The organism is Caenispirillum salinarum, from assembly GCF_044803115.1.
Classification (GTDB): domain Bacteria; phylum Pseudomonadota; class Alphaproteobacteria; order Rhodospirillales; family Rhodospirillaceae; genus Caenispirillum; species Caenispirillum salinarum_A.
The window spans coordinates 246,542-263,743 of the sequence record NZ_CP085224.1 but is presented as its reverse complement, the minus strand read 5'-3'; the positions used below and the strand labels follow the sequence as shown (position 1 = coordinate 263,743).

General features: G+C 68.5%; 10 protein-coding genes. 2 read left to right on the top strand and 8 right to left on the bottom strand.

Features of this window, described 5'->3' with window-relative positions:
• Positions 1-5 precede the first annotated feature (5 nt).
• The 6 genes from truB to rimP all read right to left on the bottom strand — a co-directional run bounded on the left by truB (position 6) and on the right by rimP (position 7,189).
• The gene (gene truB / locus LG334_RS01225; RefSeq protein WP_404382526.1) at positions 6-938 is read right to left on the bottom strand and encodes a tRNA pseudouridine(55) synthase TruB; all 933 of its coding nucleotides are present in this window, start codon (positions 936-938) and stop codon (positions 6-8) included.
• Positions 928-1,422 (bottom strand): 30S ribosome-binding factor RbfA, encoded by a 495-nt coding sequence (rbfA, locus tag LG334_RS01220; RefSeq protein WP_404382524.1) that lies wholly within the window; start codon positions 1,420-1,422, stop codon positions 928-930. The genes truB and rbfA overlap by 11 nt, the downstream gene beginning before the upstream one ends.
• A gap of 90 nt (positions 1,423-1,512) precedes the next feature.
• Positions 1,513-4,206 (bottom strand): translation initiation factor IF-2, encoded by a 2,694-nt coding sequence (gene infB / locus LG334_RS01215; RefSeq protein ID WP_404382522.1) that lies wholly within the window; start codon positions 4,204-4,206, stop codon positions 1,513-1,515.
• 101 nt (positions 4,207-4,307) lie between these two features.
• Positions 4,308-5,006 (bottom strand): RNA-binding protein, encoded by a 699-nt coding sequence (locus tag LG334_RS01210; protein WP_404382520.1) that lies wholly within the window; start codon positions 5,004-5,006, stop codon positions 4,308-4,310.
• A gap of 26 nt (positions 5,007-5,032) precedes the next feature.
• Positions 5,033-6,610, bottom strand: coding sequence for a transcription termination factor NusA (nusA, locus tag LG334_RS01205; protein WP_404382518.1), 1,578 nt, complete (start codon positions 6,608-6,610; stop codon positions 5,033-5,035).
• Positions 6,611-6,619: 9 nt separating this feature from the next.
• The gene (gene rimP, locus LG334_RS01200) at positions 6,620-7,189 is read right to left on the bottom strand and encodes a ribosome maturation factor RimP (RefSeq protein WP_404382516.1); all 570 of its coding nucleotides are present in this window, start codon (positions 7,187-7,189) and stop codon (positions 6,620-6,622) included.
• A gap of 218 nt (positions 7,190-7,407) precedes the next feature.
• Between rimP and LG334_RS01195 the strand changes: the two genes are divergently transcribed.
• Positions 7,408-8,712, top strand: coding sequence for an MFS transporter (locus tag LG334_RS01195; protein ID WP_404382514.1), 1,305 nt, complete (start codon positions 7,408-7,410; stop codon positions 8,710-8,712).
• Between the two features lie 305 nt (positions 8,713-9,017).
• Complete coding sequence (locus LG334_RS01190; RefSeq protein ID WP_404382512.1) at positions 9,018-11,405, top strand: bacteriohemerythrin; 2,388 nt, start codon at positions 9,018-9,020, stop codon at positions 11,403-11,405.
• Between the two features lie 134 nt (positions 11,406-11,539).
• Here LG334_RS01190 and LG334_RS01185 read toward each other — a convergent pair whose 3' ends face one another.
• Together LG334_RS01185 and LG334_RS01180 are read right to left on the bottom strand one after the other, a co-directional pair.
• Positions 11,540-11,860, bottom strand: a complete 321-nt coding sequence (locus LG334_RS01185; RefSeq protein ID WP_009539375.1) for a heavy metal-binding domain-containing protein — start codon at positions 11,858-11,860, stop codon at positions 11,540-11,542.
• A 128-nt stretch (positions 11,861-11,988) separates the two neighbouring features.
• A complete protein-coding gene (locus LG334_RS01180) occupies positions 11,989-16,899 on the bottom strand; it encodes an NAD-glutamate dehydrogenase (RefSeq protein WP_404382510.1) in 4,911 nt (1,636 codons plus the stop codon).
• Positions 16,900-17,202 lie beyond the last annotated feature (303 nt).

The window sequence follows — 17,202 nt, the reverse complement described above, 5'->3', positions numbered from 1 at the left end:
ACCTCTTATTTCTTCAGGTTGATGACGCGGACGGGGCGGACCTCGCCGCCCTCGATCCGGGCCAGAGCCACCAGGCGGTCTCCTTCCATGGCGCGCACGGTCGTTCCCGCGATCACGCCCTGAATGGAAGAACGCCGAACCACGGGCAGCACCGGTACGGGCTGTCCGTGGGACAGGCGGTTGGCCTCCACTTCCGTCAGGGCCAGGGCCGGGATGTCGTCCAGCGCGGTCGAGACGGGAAGCAAGGTGTCGGATGACGCGGCACTATGCCCGAGGGCCTCCAGTTTATCCAGTGAAATCGCGCCATCTTCATTGAAGGGTCCGCAGGCCGTGCGGCGCAGCGCCGCGACATGCCCGACGGTCCCCAGCGCCCGCGCAAGATCGCGGGCGAGGGATCGCATGTAGGCCCCTTTGCCGCTGACCACACGGAAGACCGCATGGTCGGCGTCGGGGCACTCCAGCAGGGTGAATTCCTTGATCAGGATGGGACGCGGTGCCAGCTCCACGTCCTCGTCCTTGCGGGCCATGTCATAGGCCCGCCGGCCCGCCACCTTGACGGCGGAAAAGCGTGGCGGCACCTGCTGGATCTCGCCGATGAAGGCGGGCAGGGCGGCCTCGATCTGCTCCGGCATCGGGCGCACGTCCGAGGTGTCGGTGACCTCGCCCTCGCGGTCGTCGGTGGAGCGTTCCTCGCCCCAGCGCACCGTCAGGGCATAGGTCTTGCGACCGTCCATGACGTAGGAGACGGTCTTGGTCGCCTCGCCGAAGGCGATGGGCAGGATACCCGAAGCCAGCGGGTCCAGCGTGCCGCCGTGGCCGACCTTCTGGGCATCCAGCAGGCGGCGGACGGTGGAGACCACCGCCGTGGACGTCATGCCGACCGGCTTGTCGACGGCCAGCCAGCCGTCGATGGGCTGCCCCTTCTTCCTACGCCCCATCACGCCCCTCGGCGTCGGCGTCGGCGTCAGGAGCGGTGTCAGGATCGGCGGGCGACTCGTCGCCGTCGTCCGGCGCGTCGACCCACTCGGTGTCGTCCTCGGGGCGCTCCAGGTCGCGCTCGACCTCGGGGCTGTGGAGGATGGCGTTGATGTGGGCCGCCTCGTCGAAGCTTTCGTCGGGCTGGAACGACAGGCGCGGCACGTACTTCATGCGGATCTTCTGAGCCAGTTCATGGCGCAGGAACGGAGCGGCGCGCTTGAGGCCCTTCAGGATGTCCGTCGGGTCGCCGCCGCCCAGCGGCGTGACGAAGGCCGTGCAGTTGCGCAGGTCGGGGCTGCAGCGGACTTCGGTGACGGTAATGGGCTGGTTGAGCGCCGGGTCGTCGAAGTCGCCGCGCTCCAGCGTCCAGGCCAGCGCGTGACGGATTTCCTCGCCGACGCGCAGCTGGCGCTGGCTGGGAGCCTTGCCGCGGGAACGGGTCATGGATGGTGTCCTTATGCCGGTGCGTGATGGGGAAACGCGGAAACCCGGCCGATTGGCCGGGCTTCCGAACCGTCTGGCGGAAAGGCCGCCTTACAGTTCGGCCGCGATTTCCTCCATCTCGAAGCACTCGATGAGGTCGCCTTCCTTGATGTCGTCGTAATTGGCGAACGACATGCCGCACTCGAAGCCCTCGCGCACTTCGCGGACGTCGTCCTTGAAGCGCTTGAGCTGGCCCAGATCGCCCTCGTGGATGACGACGTTGTCGCGCAGCAGGCGGACCTTGCAGCCCCGCTTGATGATGCCCTCGGTCACCATGCAGCCGGCGACCTTGCCGACGCGGGTGATGTTGTACACCTGGCGGATCTCGGCGTAGCCGATGAAGCGCTCGCGGAAGGTCGGCTCCAGCAGGCCGGTCAGGGCGCGCTTGATGTCCTCCGCCACGTCGTAAATGATCGAGTAGTAGCGGATTTCCACCCCGTCGCGCCGCGACAGTTCGCGGGCCTGCGGGTTGGCGCGGACGTTGAAGCCGATGACCACGGCTTCCGAGGCCTTGGCCAGCGTGATGTCCGACTCGTTGATGCCGCCGACGGCCGAGTGCAGCACGCGGACCTTGACCGCTTCCGTGCCCATCTTCTCCAGCGTTCCGACGATGGCTTCGACCGAGCCCTGCACGTCGGCCTTAATGACCACCGGCAGTTCCTTGGCCTCGCCCGCCTTGATCTTGGCGAACATCTGCTCCATCGTCCCGCGCGCCGACTTGACGGCCAGGGCCTCGCGCTCCTTGCGCTGGCGGTAGCCCGCGACCTCGCGCGCCTTGGCTTCGTCGTCGACCACCACGAAGTCGTCACCGGCCTGCGGCGTGCCCTGGAAGCCCAGGATCTCCACGGGATAGGCGGGACCTGCTTCCTCGATGCGGTTGCCGCGGTCGTCGATCATGGCGCGCACACGGCCCCACTCGGTACCGGCCACGAAGATGTCGCCGACCTTCAGCGTGCCGCGGCGGATCAGGACGGTCGCGACGGAGCCGCGGCCCTTTTCCATCTTGGCCTCGATGACGGTGCCCTCGGCCTCGCGGGCCGGGTTGGCCTTGAGGTCCTGGATCTCGGCCTGCAGGAGGATGGCCTCCTCCAGCTTCTCCAGGTTCAGGCGCTGCTTGGCGGAAACCTCCACCGTCAGCACGTCGCCGCCCATCTCCTCGACCACCAGTTCGTGGTTGAGCAGTTCCTGGCGGACGCGGCTGGGGTCGGCGCCCGGCTTGTCCATCTTGTTGATGGCGACCACCACGGGCACCTCGGCGGCGCGGGCGTGGCGGATGGCCTCAACCGTCTGCGGCATGATGCCGTCGTCGGCGGCCACGACCAGGACGACGATGTCGGTCACCTTGGCACCGCGCGAGCGCATGGCGGTGAACGCCTCGTGGCCCGGCGTATCGATGAAGGTGATCTTGTCGCCCGACGCCATCTGCACCTGATAGGCACCGATGTGCTGGGTGATGCCGCCGGCCTCGCCCGCCACCACGTCGGTGGCGCGCAGGGCGTCCAGCAGCGAGGTCTTGCCGTGGTCGACGTGGCCCATGACGGTCACCACCGGCGGCCGGCTGACCATGTCCTCGGGCTTGTCCTCGGACCCGCCCAGGCCCTCCAGCACGTCGGCCTCGGACACGCGCTTGACCTCGTGGCCGAACTCCTCGACCACCAGTTCGGCGGTGTCGGCGTCGATGGGCTGGTTGATGGTCGCCATGACGCCCATCTTCATCAGCGCCTTGATGACGTTCGGCGCGCGCTCGGCCATGCGGTTGGCCAGTTCCTGCACGGTGATCGTCTCGGGGATGACCACTTCGCGGGCCTGCTTCTCGGTGGGCTGGTTGAAGCCCTGGGCCTTGCGCTTTTCCTTCTGCTGGGCGCGGCGCATGGCCGCGACCGACCGGCCGCGCTGCCCGCCGCCGTCGTCCGACAGGGCGGCGGAAATGGTCAGCTTGCCGCGGCGCTTGCCGCCGTCGCCCTTGGGCGCGGCAGTCTTGCGCGGCGGCGCCTTGGGAGCACCACCGGGGGCGCCGCCACCGCGACGCGCGGCGGGACGCTCGTCCTCTTCGGACTCGGCGGCTCGCTTGGCCGGCTTGGGCATGACGACGCGGCGCGGGCCGGCGATGGGCTTGCGGTCGCCCTCGGGCTGCGACGCCGGGGCGGGCTCGGCCGGAGTCTCGGCGGCAGGCGCCTGGGGCGCCTCGGCCTCGGCCTGCGCGGCGGCGGCCTGCTTCTCTTCCTCGGCCTTGCGGGCAGCGGCTTCCTCGGCCTTGCGCTTGGCGTCCTCGGCCTCGCGCTGGCGGCGCTCCTCCTCCTCGGCCTGGCGGCGGGCGGCCTCTTCAGCCTTGCGGCGGACCTCCTCTTCCTCGCGGCGCTTCTGGTCCTGGAGGGCGGATTGCAGGGCCGCCAGGCGGCGCTGCTTTTCGTCGTTGCCCATGTTGCGGCCCGCGCCGCCCTTGGGGGCGCGCGTCTCGGGGCGCGGCGGCTGAACCCGGCCCGACTGCGGCTGCGGCTTCACGCGCGACGGCGTCTTGGGCTCGACCGCTGGCTTGGCGGGCGCCGCGGGAGCCTCCTGCGCTTCCGGCTTGGTGCCCTCGCCCGGTGCCACGTGGCGCTTCTTGCGGCGCTCGACTTGCACGACCTTGCTGCGGCCATGCGAGAAGCTCTGCCGGACCTGGTCGGTCTCGACCTTGTTCCGCAGCTCGAGCTTCCCCTTGCCACCAAGGGAGAGAGGGGCCTTCCGTTCGTTCTCGTTCGCCATATGCTTCAATCAGTCTCCGGTTCCCCAGTCCCGGCCGAATCGCCGGGACATCGTGGCGCGGCCCGCCGGGGCCACGCTTGCGTCTCGGGCCACCCGGCGCATCATGCGCGCCGCTTGGCCTTGGGCAGATCGGGCGACGGCCGGCGATACTCCGCCAGACGGTCCGCCTGATCCAGAAGGCGGCGGGCGAGCGTCGCCCCCTGCCCCTTGGGCCCCTTCGTCACCACCGCATGCACCGACATGTCCCGGCCCAGCGCGGCGCCCAACTCGGCGCCGGTGAACTGGTCGATCAACGGCACATCGGGAGCGAGAGCCCGAACCTTGTTCCGTCCGTCCTCGGCGGCATCACAGGCCGCCAAAAGGACAACGGCACCCTGCCGCTCATCCCGCAGCAGGGCGCGCACTTTCTCGAACCCGGCGGTCACCGCCCCGGCCCGCCGGGCCAACCCGATCAGGTCCAGGCAGCGGCGGCGCATCAGGGCCTCGACCCGGTCGGGCAGATCGGGCGGGACCGTGACCTTGCGCCGCGCGGCGCGGGCGAAGGATTTCCTCGCCACGGCCGTTTCTATCATATCGCGGCGCGGGCTCAACCACAAACCCCGACCGGGCAGCGACTTTTCCAGGTCGGGCACCACCGTGCCGTCGGGCGCCACCACGAAGCGCAGCAGCGTTTCCTTGGGCACCACGGCGCCGGTGACAATGCACTTGCGCTCCGGCCCCGTGGGCTCGTCGGCCTCGGCCCCGACCTCGTCGGCCGGGTCCGGGGCATCGGGAATATGGCTTTCGCCCGTCGTCGTCATGGTGCGCCGTCAGCGCTCCTTCAAGCCTAGCCGGCCTCGCCCTCGTCACCGGCTTCGACCTCGACGCCTTCCGCCTCGGCGGCGGCGTCGTCCTCGGCGAACCAGTGGGCGCGGGCGGCCATGATGATGTTGTTGGCCGTGTGGTCGGACATGTTGTCCTTGCCCACGATGTCCTGCAGTTCGTCGGCGGCCAGGTCACCCAGGTCGTCCAGCGACGTCACGCCGTTCTCGCCCAGCGCCACCAGCATGGTGGGCGCCAGGTCCTCGATCAGCGTCAGCTCGTCGGAGACGCCCAGCTCGATGCGGCGGGCCTCGGCGGCGGCATTCTGCTCTTCCAGGAAGGAGGCGGCGCGGTTCTGCAGCTCGCCGGCCACGTCGTCGTCGAAGCCCTCGATGGTCGCCAGTTCCTCGATGGGGGAATAGGCGATCTCCTCAAGGGACTGGAACCCTTCGGTGACCAACAGATGGGCAATAACGTCGTCCACGTCCAGGGCTTCGATGAACAAAGCCGACAGTTTCGCGAACTCTTCCTGGCGGCGTTCGCTTTCCTCGGCCTCGGTCATGATGTCGATGTCCCAGCGCGACAGCTGGCTGGCCAGGCGCACGTTCTGGCCGCGGCGGCCGATGGCGAGGCTGAGCTGGTCGTCGGGCACCACCACTTCCATGCGGTTGGTTTCCTCGTCCAGCACCACCTTGCTGACCTCGGCCGGCGCCAGCGCGTTGACAACGAAGGTCGCCGGGTCGTCGGACCACTGGATGATGTCGATCTTCTCGCCCTGCAGCTCGGCCACAACGGCCTGCACGCGCGAGCCGCGCATGCCCACGCAGGCGCCCACCGGATCGATGGAGCTGTCCTTGGACAGCACGGCGATCTTGGCGCGCGAGCCCGGATCGCGGGCGACCGACTTGATCTCGATGATGCCGTCGTAGATTTCCGGCACTTCCTGGGCGAACAGGGCGGACATGAAGCCCGGATCGGTGCGCGAGCAGAAGATCTGCGGGCCGCGCGGCTCCTGCCGGACGTCCTTGATGTAGCAGCGCACGCGGTCGCCGTTCTTGAAGTGCTCGCGCGGGATCAGGTCGTCGCGGCGCATCAGCGCCTCGGCACGGCCCAGGTCGACGATGACGTTGCCGAACTCCACGCGCTTGACCAGGCCGTTGACGATTTCGCCGATGCGGTCCTTGTACTCGTTGTACTGGCGCTCGCGCTCGGCGTCGCGGACCTTCTGGACGATGACCTGCTTGGCGGTCTGGGCGGCGATGCGGCCGAAGTCGATGGGCGGCAGCGGGTCGACCAGGAACTCACCGACGGTGATTTCCTTGTTCTTGCGCTTGGCGCGGTCGAGCGGGATCTGGATGTTCTCGTCCTCGACCTCGTCGCGGCTTTCCACCACTTCCATGTAACGGGCCAGGCGGATTTCGCCGCTGTTGCGGTCGATGGAGGCGCGGATGTCGTTCTCGTGGCCGTACTTGGAGCGGCCGGCCTTCTGAATGGCCTGCTCCATGGCGAGGAAGACCTCCTCGCGCTCGATGCCCTTGTCGCGGGCCACCGTGTCGGCGACCTGCAGCAGTTCGGGACGGGCCATGCCTACGCTACGTTCCATCGTCTTCGCCTAGCCTTCCTTGTTGTCGTCGTCGGCGGCCGCCGCGTCGTCGTCGCGGTTGACGGCCGCCTGCTGCGCCTCGGCCCAGGCCCAGAGCGCGTCGTTGAGAATGAGCTTCGCCTTGGTCACGCTGGAAAACGGAATGCCGACGACCACGTCCTCGGCGTCCTTGCCCTCGCCCTCGACCTGCAGAATGACCTCATCACGCTCGGCGTCGAAGCCGCGCAGCAGGCCCTGGAAGCGCTTGCGCCCCTCCACCAGGCCCGGCGCCTCGACCTTGGCGTCGAAATCCTTCCAGCGCTCGAAGTCCTTGCGGCGGGTGAGCGGCCGGTCGATGCCGGGGCTGGACACCTCCAGCACGTAGGCCGGGCCGATGGGGTCCTCCACGTCCAGGATCGCCGAGATGGCGCGGCTGATGGCCTCGCAGTCCTCGACGGTGATGGGGGCCCCGTCGGCGCGGTCGGCCATGATCTGGAGGGTCTGCCTGTCGGAGCCCTGAAGCTGCACGCGCACCAGTTCATAGCCCATGTCGGTCAACGTGGGCTCTATGAGGGCGGCGATGCGGGCCTGCAAGTCCATGGGTGCTGTCGGGTCCAATGCGTTCGGCGATGCCGTGTGGCTGAAACAAAAAAGAGCGGGCCTTTCGGGCCCACTCTCGAAGACCCCGGTGGGTCACTGAGAATGTCGGATGATGCGCCCCAATATAGCGGAATTGGCGCGCCGTGCAAGGGCCGTCGCGGGGCGTGGGCGAATCCTCTATGCTCCGCCCGCCGCACCGCCGCCAGGGACCCGCCGCCATGACCGCATCCGCCCCAGCCGCCGCCGCGCCCAAGCGGTCCGCCACCGTGGCGTGGTGCCTGTACGACTGGGCGAATTCGGCCTACCCGACGGTGATCGCCACCTTCGTCTTCGCCGCCTACTTTACGCGCGGCGTCGCACCCGACGAGATCACCGGCACCACCGCCTGGGGCAACGCCATGGGCGCCTCGGGCCTGTTGATCGCCATCCTGGCCCCCATTCTGGGCGCCGTCGCCGACCAGACGGGGCGGCGCAAGCCGTGGCTCGGAGCCCTGACGGTCCTGTGCGTCACCGGCGCCGGGCTTCTGTGGTTCGTGGAGCCGGATGCGTCGTGGATGATCCATGCCCTGGTGCTGGTGGCGCTGTCCAATACAGCCTTCGAGCTGGGCACCGCTTTCTACAACGCCATGCTGCCCGAGGTCGCCGCGCCCGAACGCCTGGGCCGCATCTCCGGCTGGGCCTGGGGCCTGGGATACGCCGGCGGGCTGGCCTGCCTGGTGGTGGCGCTGGTGGTGTTCGTGCAGGCCGACCCGCCGCCCTTCGGTCTGGACCCCGACGCCGCCGAGCCGGTGCGCGCCACCGCCCTTCTTGTGGCGGTGTGGTACGCCGCCTTCGCCTGGCCGCTGTTCGTCTTCGTCCCCGACCGCCCGCGCGGGGTGACCACCTACGGCCAGGCGGCGCGCGGCGCCCTGCGCGAGTTGGCGCGCACGCTCAAGGCGCTGAAGGGATACGGCCCGGTGGCGCGGTTCCTGGTGGCGCGGATGATCTACATCGACGGGCTCAACACCCTGTTCGCCTTCGGCGGCATCTATGCCGCGGGCACCTTCGGGATGAGCTTTTCCGACATCATCGTCTTCGGCATCGCCATGAACGTCTCGGCCGGGCTGGGCGCGGCGCTGTTCGGCTGGACCGACGACAGGGTGGGGCCCAAACGCACCATCACCTTCGGGCTGGTCGGGATGATCGTTTTCGGCGGCTCCATCCTGGTGGTGGAGGACGTGACCCTGTTCTGGCCGCTGGCGCTGGCGATGGGGCTGTTCTTCGGCCCCGTGCAGGCGTCGAGCCGCAGCTACATGGCGCGCCTTGCGCCGGCCGAAACCCGCAACGAGCTGTTCGGCCTCTACGCCGTCTCGGGCAAGATCACCGCCTTCGCCGGCCCCCTGGCGGTGGGGTGGGTGACGGCGCTGGCCGACAGCCAGCGGTGGGGCATGGCGACCATCCTGGTGTTCCTGGTGGTCGGCCTGGTCCTGCTGCGCACCGTGCCCGCCGCCGCCGAGGCCGAAACGGCGCCGGAGCGGCTTTAGCCGCCGGTTGAGACGCACCGAAGCGGAAGAGGCGTCGCAGCGCGGAAACCGGCATCGGAGACGCGCGTGCCAGACCCCGCCGACGCGGGGGCGGAATGGCGCGCTGTTTCCGAAAACCGGGGCCCTGCGCAACATTCATAATGTCTCACAAGGGATTTCTTCACGCTGGTTGCAAATCCGTGAAATAAAACTCACCGCTGACCAGGAATTCTACCTTCGTTGTATACTTTATTCCCGTTGTCACACCACCTCCGACTTAGCACAGTCCGCTCAAGATAATGGGCGCTGAAGGATCGGAGACCAGGATGAAGCGGTTTTTGGGCATTGGGGGCAAGATTCTGATTGCCAGCTCCCTTGTCATCATCGGCGCGGTGGGCGCCTTTGCCATCTATTTCGACATGCGGCAGCAGGACGAGATCAGCACGGCCCTTCAGGCGAAGGTCGACGAAAGCGGCGCGCTGGCAACGCGGAGCCTGGAGAACTGGATCGCCGGCCGGGTCGGGCTGATCGAGAACCTGGCCGACAACGTCGCGGCCGATCCGTCGCCCGAGGCCGTCCGCACGCTCATCTCGCGCGACGCCATGCACGAGCGGTTCATGTTCAGCTACTTCGGCAGCACCGAGGGCGAGATGATCATGTACCCGCCCGAGGACCTGCCGGCGGACTACGATCCGCGCGCGCGGCCCTGGTACCAGGATGCCCAGCGCCTCGGCCAGAGCACCATCACCGAGCCCTATCGCGATGCATCGACCGGCGACCTGATCGTCACCGTCACAACGCCGGTCTCGGCCGATGGCCGCAACATCGGCGTGGTCGGCGGCGACATCTCCCTGAGCGCCATGATCGGCCTGGTGCGCAGCATCGATCTGGGCGGCATCGGCCACGGGTTCATGATCAGCGGCGACGATACGGTGCTCATCCATCCCGACGACGCGCTGACCCTGAAACCGCTGGACGACGCTTTCCCCGGCGCCGGCCTGTCCGTCAACGCCGGCGACGGCAGCGTGCTGCACTCCGCCGGAGACCGTCTGGTGGCGTTCATGCCCATTCCCGGGCTGCCGGGCGTGGAGTGGTACCTGGGCCTGTCCATCGACCGCGAGGCGGCATACGCCCCGTTGAGCGCGTTCCGCACCACCATGATCATCACCACGCTCATTCTGCTGGGCGGCATGATCGCGCTGGTCGGCTACACGGTGCGCCGCCTGGTGCTGCGGCCGGTGAACGCCATGACGCGGGTCATGGGCGAACTGGCCGAGGGCAACATCGAGGTGCCGGTGCCCTATGGCGAGCGCTCCGACGAGATCGGCCGCATGGCCAGCTCGGTCAAGCACTTCAAGGAGCAGCTGGCGCGCGTCCGGGAAATGGAAATGGAGAAGGTGCGCGGGGCCGTCCGGGCCGAGCAGCACCGCAAGGCCGCCCTCGGCAAGCTGGTGAGCAGCCTGGAGATCACGGTGGGCGAGGTGGCGCGCAAGCTGACCGGCGCGGCCGGGGAGATGCAGCAGTCGGCATCGGGCATGGCCGCCCTGGCCCAGCAGACCAGCAGCCAGGCCACCACCGTCAGCGCCGCCGCCGAGGAAGCTTCGGTGAACGTGCAGACCGTCGCTTCCGCGGCCGACCAGCTGTCGGCCTCCAGCGCCGACATCGAACGCCAGGTCAGCGTGTCGCGCGAGATCGCCGCCCAGGCCACCGAGGAGGCCAAGAGCACCTCCGCCGCCATCCAGGCGCTGTCCGACGACGTCAACAAGATCGGCGACGTGGTCAACCTCATCACCGACATCGCCAGCCAGACCAACCTTCTGGCGCTGAACGCCACCATCGAGGCGGCGCGGGCCGGTGAGGCGGGCAAGGGGTTCGCCGTGGTCGCCAACGAGGTCAAGAGCCTCGCCACCCAGACCGCCCGAGCGACCGAGCAGATCGCCGGGAACATCGAATCGGTGCAGGGCGGCACGCAGCGCGCCGTCCAGGCCATCGACGCCATCAACCGTGTCATCGAGCGCATGGCCGAGATTTCCGCCGGCGTATCGGCCGCGGTCGAGGAGCAGAATTCGGCCACGGCCGAGATCGCCCGCAGTGTCGACCAGGCCTCGGAGGGCACCAAGGAGGTTTCCCGCAACATCGTCGAGGTGGAACGGGCCGCCTCCACCACCGGCGAATCGGCGGGGCGCATCGCGGAGTCCTCGGGCGAGCTGTCCACCCAGGCCGGCCGCCTGACGGCGGAAGTGGCCGGCTTCGTGGCCCAGGTCCGGGCCAACAAGGAAGACATCAAGCTGATCGACTGGACCGACGACCTGAAGACGGGCATCACCGACATCGACGCCCACCACAAGTCCATCATCGAGGAACTCAACAGCCTCGCGGGCGAAATGCTGCACGGCGACGGCAGCGCGGCGGCGCACACCATGCTGCAAAAGATGAAGGACGAGATGGCCCAGCACTTCCGGGACGAGGAAGCGGAAATGAAAAAGCGCGGCTATGCCGATCTGGAGCAGCACCGCGCCCAGCACCAGAAGCTTCTCGACCGCATGGCGACCTTCGAGCGCACCATGGACGAAGACACGCCGGAGGCCGTCAACGACTTCTTCGGGTACACGGCTGACTGGCTCACCCACCACATCGCCAAGATGGACAAGCCGCTGGTGGCTTTCCTGAACGGCCGGGACGGCGGTCAAGGCCGCGGCAGCCGCGCCGCCTGATGCCTGACGCCTGATGCCTGATGCCTGACGCCGCCGGGCAACCGCAGCGCCGGCCAAGGAGAACCCGCCGCCCCACGGGGCCGGCGGGTTTTTCCGTGGCGCGGCCGCCGGCAGGCGAGGGGCGGGTGCGCCCCTCAGCCCAGCGTCACCGCCGTGCCGTTGGCGGATACCATGAGCATGCTGCCCTTCTGGCCCACCACCTCGTAATCCAGGTCCACACCGACGATGGCGTCGGCGCCCAGCCGCCGGGCTTCCTCGGCCATGTCGGCGAGCGCCTCGTTCTTGGCGTCGCGGATGGCTTTCTCGTAGCCGCCCGACCGGCCGCCGACGATGTCGCGGATGCCGGCGAACAGGTCGCGGAAGATGTTGGCGCCCATGATGGCCTCGCCGGAGACGACGCCCAGGTATGCCGTCACGCGCTTGCCGTCGATGCCGTCGGTGGTGGTGATGATCATGCTGCGACTCCCGCCCTCTCATGTGGAGGAAGAAGCATGGCGCGAACCGGGGCGCCCCACAAGGGACGCCCCGGTTTCACGTGAAACATGAGAACGGAGGTCGGGGCGGGCAGGGCCCGGCCTGACCCTTACGCCCCCTTCATGGTGCCGAACTGGCGGGCGGCCACCGTCAGCATGGCAAGGTCGATGGTGTCCGTCGCGCGCAACTCGCCGATCAACTGGTCGGCACGCTCCACCGCCGGGGCGATGGTTTCGGCCCAGGCGGTCACGGCCTCGCCGGCATCGGGCCGGGGACCGACGGCCGACAGCATCACGTCGGCCAGTTCCCGCTGGTCGCGGTACAGCTCCTCGATGATCGCCGCCACCGCCAGTTTCTGCCAGTGGCTGCCGACGGCCAGCGGCTCGGCCACCGACCGCAGCCAGCCCAGGCCGAAGCGCGAGCCGATGGCGAAGTAGTGCCGGCCGGCATCGCAGACGTCCATGTCGTGGCGCTGGGCGATGCGGGTGACGTCCGGCGCGCTGGCCAGCAGGATCAGGTTGGCGACGCGGTGCGCCAGGTCCTGCGGCACGCCCTGTTCGGTGAAGTGGGCGACGCGGCGCATCACTTCCTCGTAGGCGTCGTGCGTCGCCACGGTCTCGATGCCGTCGGCCAGCGCCTCGATGCCCGGCGTCAGGTCCTCGATCACCGCGCCCATGTCCAGCGGGGCCGGACACTGGCGCAGGACCCACAGGGTGCCGCGCTCGATCAGCCGGTTGGCCTCCAGCAGCATGTCGATCTGCACGGTCGCCGGCACCTGGGCGTCCAGGGACTCGATGGCGCTCCACAGGTCGCGCATGCGAAAGGCGTCGCGGGTGATGATGTAGGCCCGCGCGATGTCCGCCGGTTTCACACCCGTCTTTTCCGTCACCTGGGTGACGAAGGTGCCGCCGACGCGGTTGATCATGCTGTTGGTGGCGTGGGTGGCGATGATCTCGCGGCGCAGCCGGTGGCGGCCGATGGCGTCGCGGTAGCGGTCCTGAAGCTGGGTCGGGAAGTACCGCACCAGGTCTTCCATCAGCAGCGGATCGTCGGGCAGGTCCGACTCCAGGATCTCGTCGAAAAGCCACAGCTTGGAGTACGGCATGAGCACGGCGATTTCCGGCCGCGTCAGGCCGCGCTTGGCGGCGAAGCGCTCGGCGATGACCTCGTCGTCGGGCAGGAACTCGATGCCGCGATCCAGCCGCCCGGCCCGCTCCAGCATCTTCATGAGGCGCTGCTGGTGGTCCAGGATGTCCACCCCCTTGGCCTCGGCGATGCTGATGGCGGCGGTCTGGAGGTAGTTGTCGCGCAGCACCAGGGCGCCCACTTCCTCGGTCATTTCCTCCAGCAGCACGTTGCGCTGCTTGAGCGTCAGGTCGCCGTCGGCCACCACGCCGTTGAGCAGGATCTTGATGTTGACCTCGTGGTCGGAACAGTCGACGCCGGCGGAGTTGTCGATGGCGTCGGTGTTCAGCCGCACGCCGGCCTGCACGGCGGCCTCCACGCGCCCGCGCTGGGTGGCGCCCAGGTTCGCACCCTCGCCAACCACCTTGGCCCGCAACTCGCGGCCGTTGACGCGGACCGAGTCGTTGGTGCGGTCGCCGGCGTCGGCGTTGCTCTCGGTGGAGGCCTTGATGTAGGTGCCGATGCCGCCGAACCACAGCAGGTCCACCTCGGCCTTCAGAAGCTCGCGGATCAGTTCGTTGGGGGTGACGGTGTCCTTGGCAAAGCCGAAGCGCGCCTTGATCTCGGGCGTCAGGGTCAGGGTCTTGGAGCGGCGCTCGAAGATCACCGCGCCGGGCGACAGGGCGTCCTTGTCATAGTCCGTCCACGACGACCGCGGCGTCTCGAACAGTTTCCTGCGGGCCTCGAAGCTCTTTTCCGGGTCGGGATCGGGGTCGACGAAGATGTGCAGGTGGTTGAAGGCCGCCAGCAGCTTGATGTGGCGCGACAGCAGCATGCCGTTGCCGAACACGTCGCCCGACATGTCGCCGACGCCCACCACGGTGAAGTCCTGGGTCTGGGTGTCGTGGCCCATTTCGCGGAAGTGGCGCTTCACGGCCTCCCATCCGCCGCGGGCGGTGATGCCCATGGCCTTGTGGTCGTAGCCCTGGGACCCGCCGGAGGCAAACGCATCGTCCAGCCAGAAGCCGTAGTCCTGGGAAATGCCGTTGGCGATGTCGGAGAAGGTCGCCGTGCCCTTGTCGGCGGCGACCACCAGGTAGGGGTCGTCCTCGTCCCGGCGCACCACGTCGGCCGGCGGCAGCACGGCGTCGCCGCGCAGGTTGTCGGTGACGTCCAGCAGGCCGCGCATGAAGGTCTTGTAGCACTCGATGCCCTCGGCCTGGATGGCCTCGCGCGTCTGTTCGGCCGGCGGCTGCTTGACCACGAAGCCGCCCTTGGAGCCGACAGGGACGATGACCGCGTTCTTGACCATCTGCGCCTTCATCAGGCCCAGGATTTCGGTGCGGAAGTCCTCGCGCCGGTCCGACCACCGGATGCCGCCGCGCGCCACCTTGCCGCCGCGCAGGTGGATGGCCTCCACCCGCGGGCTGTAGACCCAGACCTCCATCCACGGGCGGGGCAGGGGCAGGTCCTCCACCTCGCCGGAGCGCAGCTTGAAGGAAATGTAGCTCTTGGGCTGCCCCGTCTGCGGGTCGGCCTGGTAGTAGTTGGTCCGCTGGGTCGCCGAAATGAGGTTCAGGTAGCGCCTGAGAATCCGGTCCTCGTCGGGATTGGCCACGTCGTCCAGCATGTGCCGGATGTCGGTGGTCAGGCTGTCCAGCGGCGCATCGCGGCCCTCGCGCGCCGGATCGAATCGGGCGTGGAACAGGTCCACCAGGGCGCGGGTGATGCCGTTGTGCAGGCTCAGCGCCCGGGCGATGTAGGACTGGCTGAAGGTGAACGCCGCCTGCCGCAGGTACTTGGCATAGGCGCGCAGCATGACCACCTCGCGCCAGCTCAGGCCCGCCGAGACCACGAGGCGGTTGAAGGCGTCGTTCTCCGCCTCGCTGTTCCAGATGCGGCCGAAGGCTTCCTGAAGGTGATCGCGCACCGCACCCACGTCGATGGGCGAGCCGTCGGCCGTTTCCATCTCGAAGTCATGCACCCAGACCATGCGCCGCGCGCCCGTGGACGGGCCGTGGGCGGACGCGCCGTTGGACTCGCCGGGGGCCACCGGCTCGCCCTCGCGCACGCGGATCTCGAACGGCACCTCGCCGATGACGCGGAAGCCCATGTTTTCCAGCATGGGCAGGATGTCCGACAGGCTGACGGCGGCGTCGGCGTGGTAGATCTTGAAGCGCACCTGCGTCTCGGGCACCTCCACCGGGCGGTAGAGGTTCATGCCCAGCGAGCGGTTGCCCTCGACCATGGCCTCGATGCGGTCGATGTCGGCCACCGCCGCCTGCACCGTGAAGCGCTCGCGGTAGAAGCTGGGGAAGGCATGGCCGTAGCGGCGGAACAGCCGGGCGCCGGCCTCCTCGCCCTTGGCCTGGAACAGGGCGCTTTCCAGGTGGTCGGACCACTGGCGGGCGGCATCGGCCAGGCGGGCCTCCACCTCGCGCAGGTCATAGGGCGGGATGTTGTAGGGCGTGGTGCGGATGATGAAGTGCAGCCGCGCCAGCGGACTGTCCACCACCTGGGTGTAATAGGCGGTCATCACGCCGCCGAAGGCCTTCTCCAGGATGTCCTGGGCGGCCAGGCGCAGCGCCGTGTCGTAGCGGTCGCGCGGCACGAAGACCAGGCACGAGACGAAGCGCTCGAACTCGTCCATGCGGGCGAACAGGGCGACACGCTGGCGCTCCTGCAAATGAAGGATGCCCAGCGCCGTTTCCAGCAACTGCTCGTCGGAGGACTGGAACAGCTCGTCCCGGGGCAGGTTCTCCAGGATGTTCGTCAGCTTCTTGCCGTCGTGGCTGCGCGGCCGGAAGTTGGCGTTGCGGATGATGCGGTCGATCTTGCGCCGCAGCACCGGCACGAACATGGGGCTGTTGGTGTAGACGTTGGACGTGAACAGCCCGACGAACAGGTCCAGCCCCACCACGGCGCCCGAATCGTCGAACCGGCGGATGCCGATGACGTCCATGTGAACCGACCGATGCACCCGCGCCCGCTTGTTGGCCTTGGCGATGATCAGGTGTGCCGGACGGGTCAGGAAGGCGTGGACATCGGGCGGCAGTTCCGCCCCGTCGCGCAGTTCGTCGAACACCAGCATGCTGTCGTCGACGAGGATGCCGAGTTGCGAGTCGCGGTCGACCTGCACCGTCGGACGGCCTTCCGCCCCGCCGCCGACGAAATCGTGCCGGCGGAAGCCCAGGAAGGTGTAGTGGTTTTCCAGCAGCCACTTCAGGAAATCCGCCACCTCGCCGCTTTCCTCGCCGACGGCGGCGTCGGGACGGGCGCGCAGCGTCTCCATCTCCTCGGTCATGCGGCCGACCATGGGTTCCCAGTCGCGCACGGCGGCCCGCACCTGGCCCAGCACGTCCTCGAGCTGTCGGGCGATGGCCTCCAGCACGGCGGCCTCGCCCTGCTCGGTGACCTCGATCAGCATGACGGACTCGGACTGGCAGTCGGGATCGTCAGAGCCTTCCAGAAGCTCCACCAGACGCCCGTTCTCGTCGCGCTTGACGTGGATGATGGGGTGGATGACCAGATGCACCACCAGGTCCAGGCGGTTCAGTTCCGCCGTCACCGAATCCACCAGGAACGGCATGTCGTCGTTGACGATCTCGACGATCGTGTGGTCCGACGACCAGGCGTTTTCCTCGAAGCTGGGATTGTAGACCCGCACCTTGGGCTTGCCCGGCGTGCGGGTGCGGGCGAACTGCCACAGCCCCATCGCCGCGCCGTAAAGCGCCTCGGCGTCCTTGTCCAGGATGTCGTCGGGAGGCACATGGCGGAACAGGTGGCGGACGAACCGCCCGGCGGGTTCTGCCGCCTTGGGGTCCAGCCGATCGCCGATCAGGCCGACCACACGGTCGACCAACTCCGCCTTGAGCGACACCGCCCGCTGCGACATGGGATTTCCTCCGAAGTGTCTGTTTTGTTTGCTGGACGCACGTTTCTTGTATGACCGCCCTGTGCAGGGCTCGGGTACCGGCTCCAGCTTCGCGCCGATGAAATTTTCTTTCAACGGTTTAGACGCCTGATCCGGCGCCGGAATACCTGAGTTGCACCCCAGGCGACGCGGCCCGCGCCGCACCCGTTGCGCGCCATGGGTCAAGACCTTGACCGGAGTGGGGGCTTCAGGGACACTGGATGCGCGTAACACGGGCCTTCGGCACCGGTACGGCGGACGTGCTGCGGGGGCGGCGCGGCAGGA

Bases quoted from the DNA above. Each gene is read 5' to 3' on its own strand.
- truB (WP_404382526.1), bottom strand. From the start codon at position 938: ATGGGGCGTAGGAAGAAGGGGCAGCCCATCGACGGCTGGCTGGCCGTC.
- rbfA (WP_404382524.1), bottom strand. From the start codon at position 1,422: ATGACCCGTTCCCGCGGCAAGGCTCCCAGCCAGCGCCAGCTGCGCGTC.
- infB (WP_404382522.1), bottom strand. From the start codon at position 4,206: ATGGCGAACGAGAACGAACGGAAGGCCCCTCTCTCCCTTGGTGGCAAG.
- LG334_RS01210 (WP_404382520.1), bottom strand. From the start codon at position 5,006: ATGACGACGACGGGCGAAAGCCATATTCCCGATGCCCCGGACCCGGCC.
- nusA (WP_404382518.1), bottom strand. From the start codon at position 6,610: ATGGAACGTAGCGTAGGCATGGCCCGTCCCGAACTGCTGCAGGTCGCC.
- rimP (WP_404382516.1), bottom strand. From the start codon at position 7,189: ATGGACTTGCAGGCCCGCATCGCCGCCCTCATAGAGCCCACGTTGACC.
- LG334_RS01195 (WP_404382514.1), top strand. From the start codon at position 7,408: ATGACCGCATCCGCCCCAGCCGCCGCCGCGCCCAAGCGGTCCGCCACC.
- LG334_RS01190 (WP_404382512.1), top strand. From the start codon at position 9,018: ATGAAGCGGTTTTTGGGCATTGGGGGCAAGATTCTGATTGCCAGCTCC.
- LG334_RS01185 (WP_009539375.1), bottom strand. From the start codon at position 11,860: ATGATCATCACCACCACCGACGGCATCGACGGCAAGCGCGTGACGGCA.
- LG334_RS01180 (WP_404382510.1), bottom strand. From the start codon at position 16,899: ATGTCGCAGCGGGCGGTGTCGCTCAAGGCGGAGTTGGTCGACCGTGTG.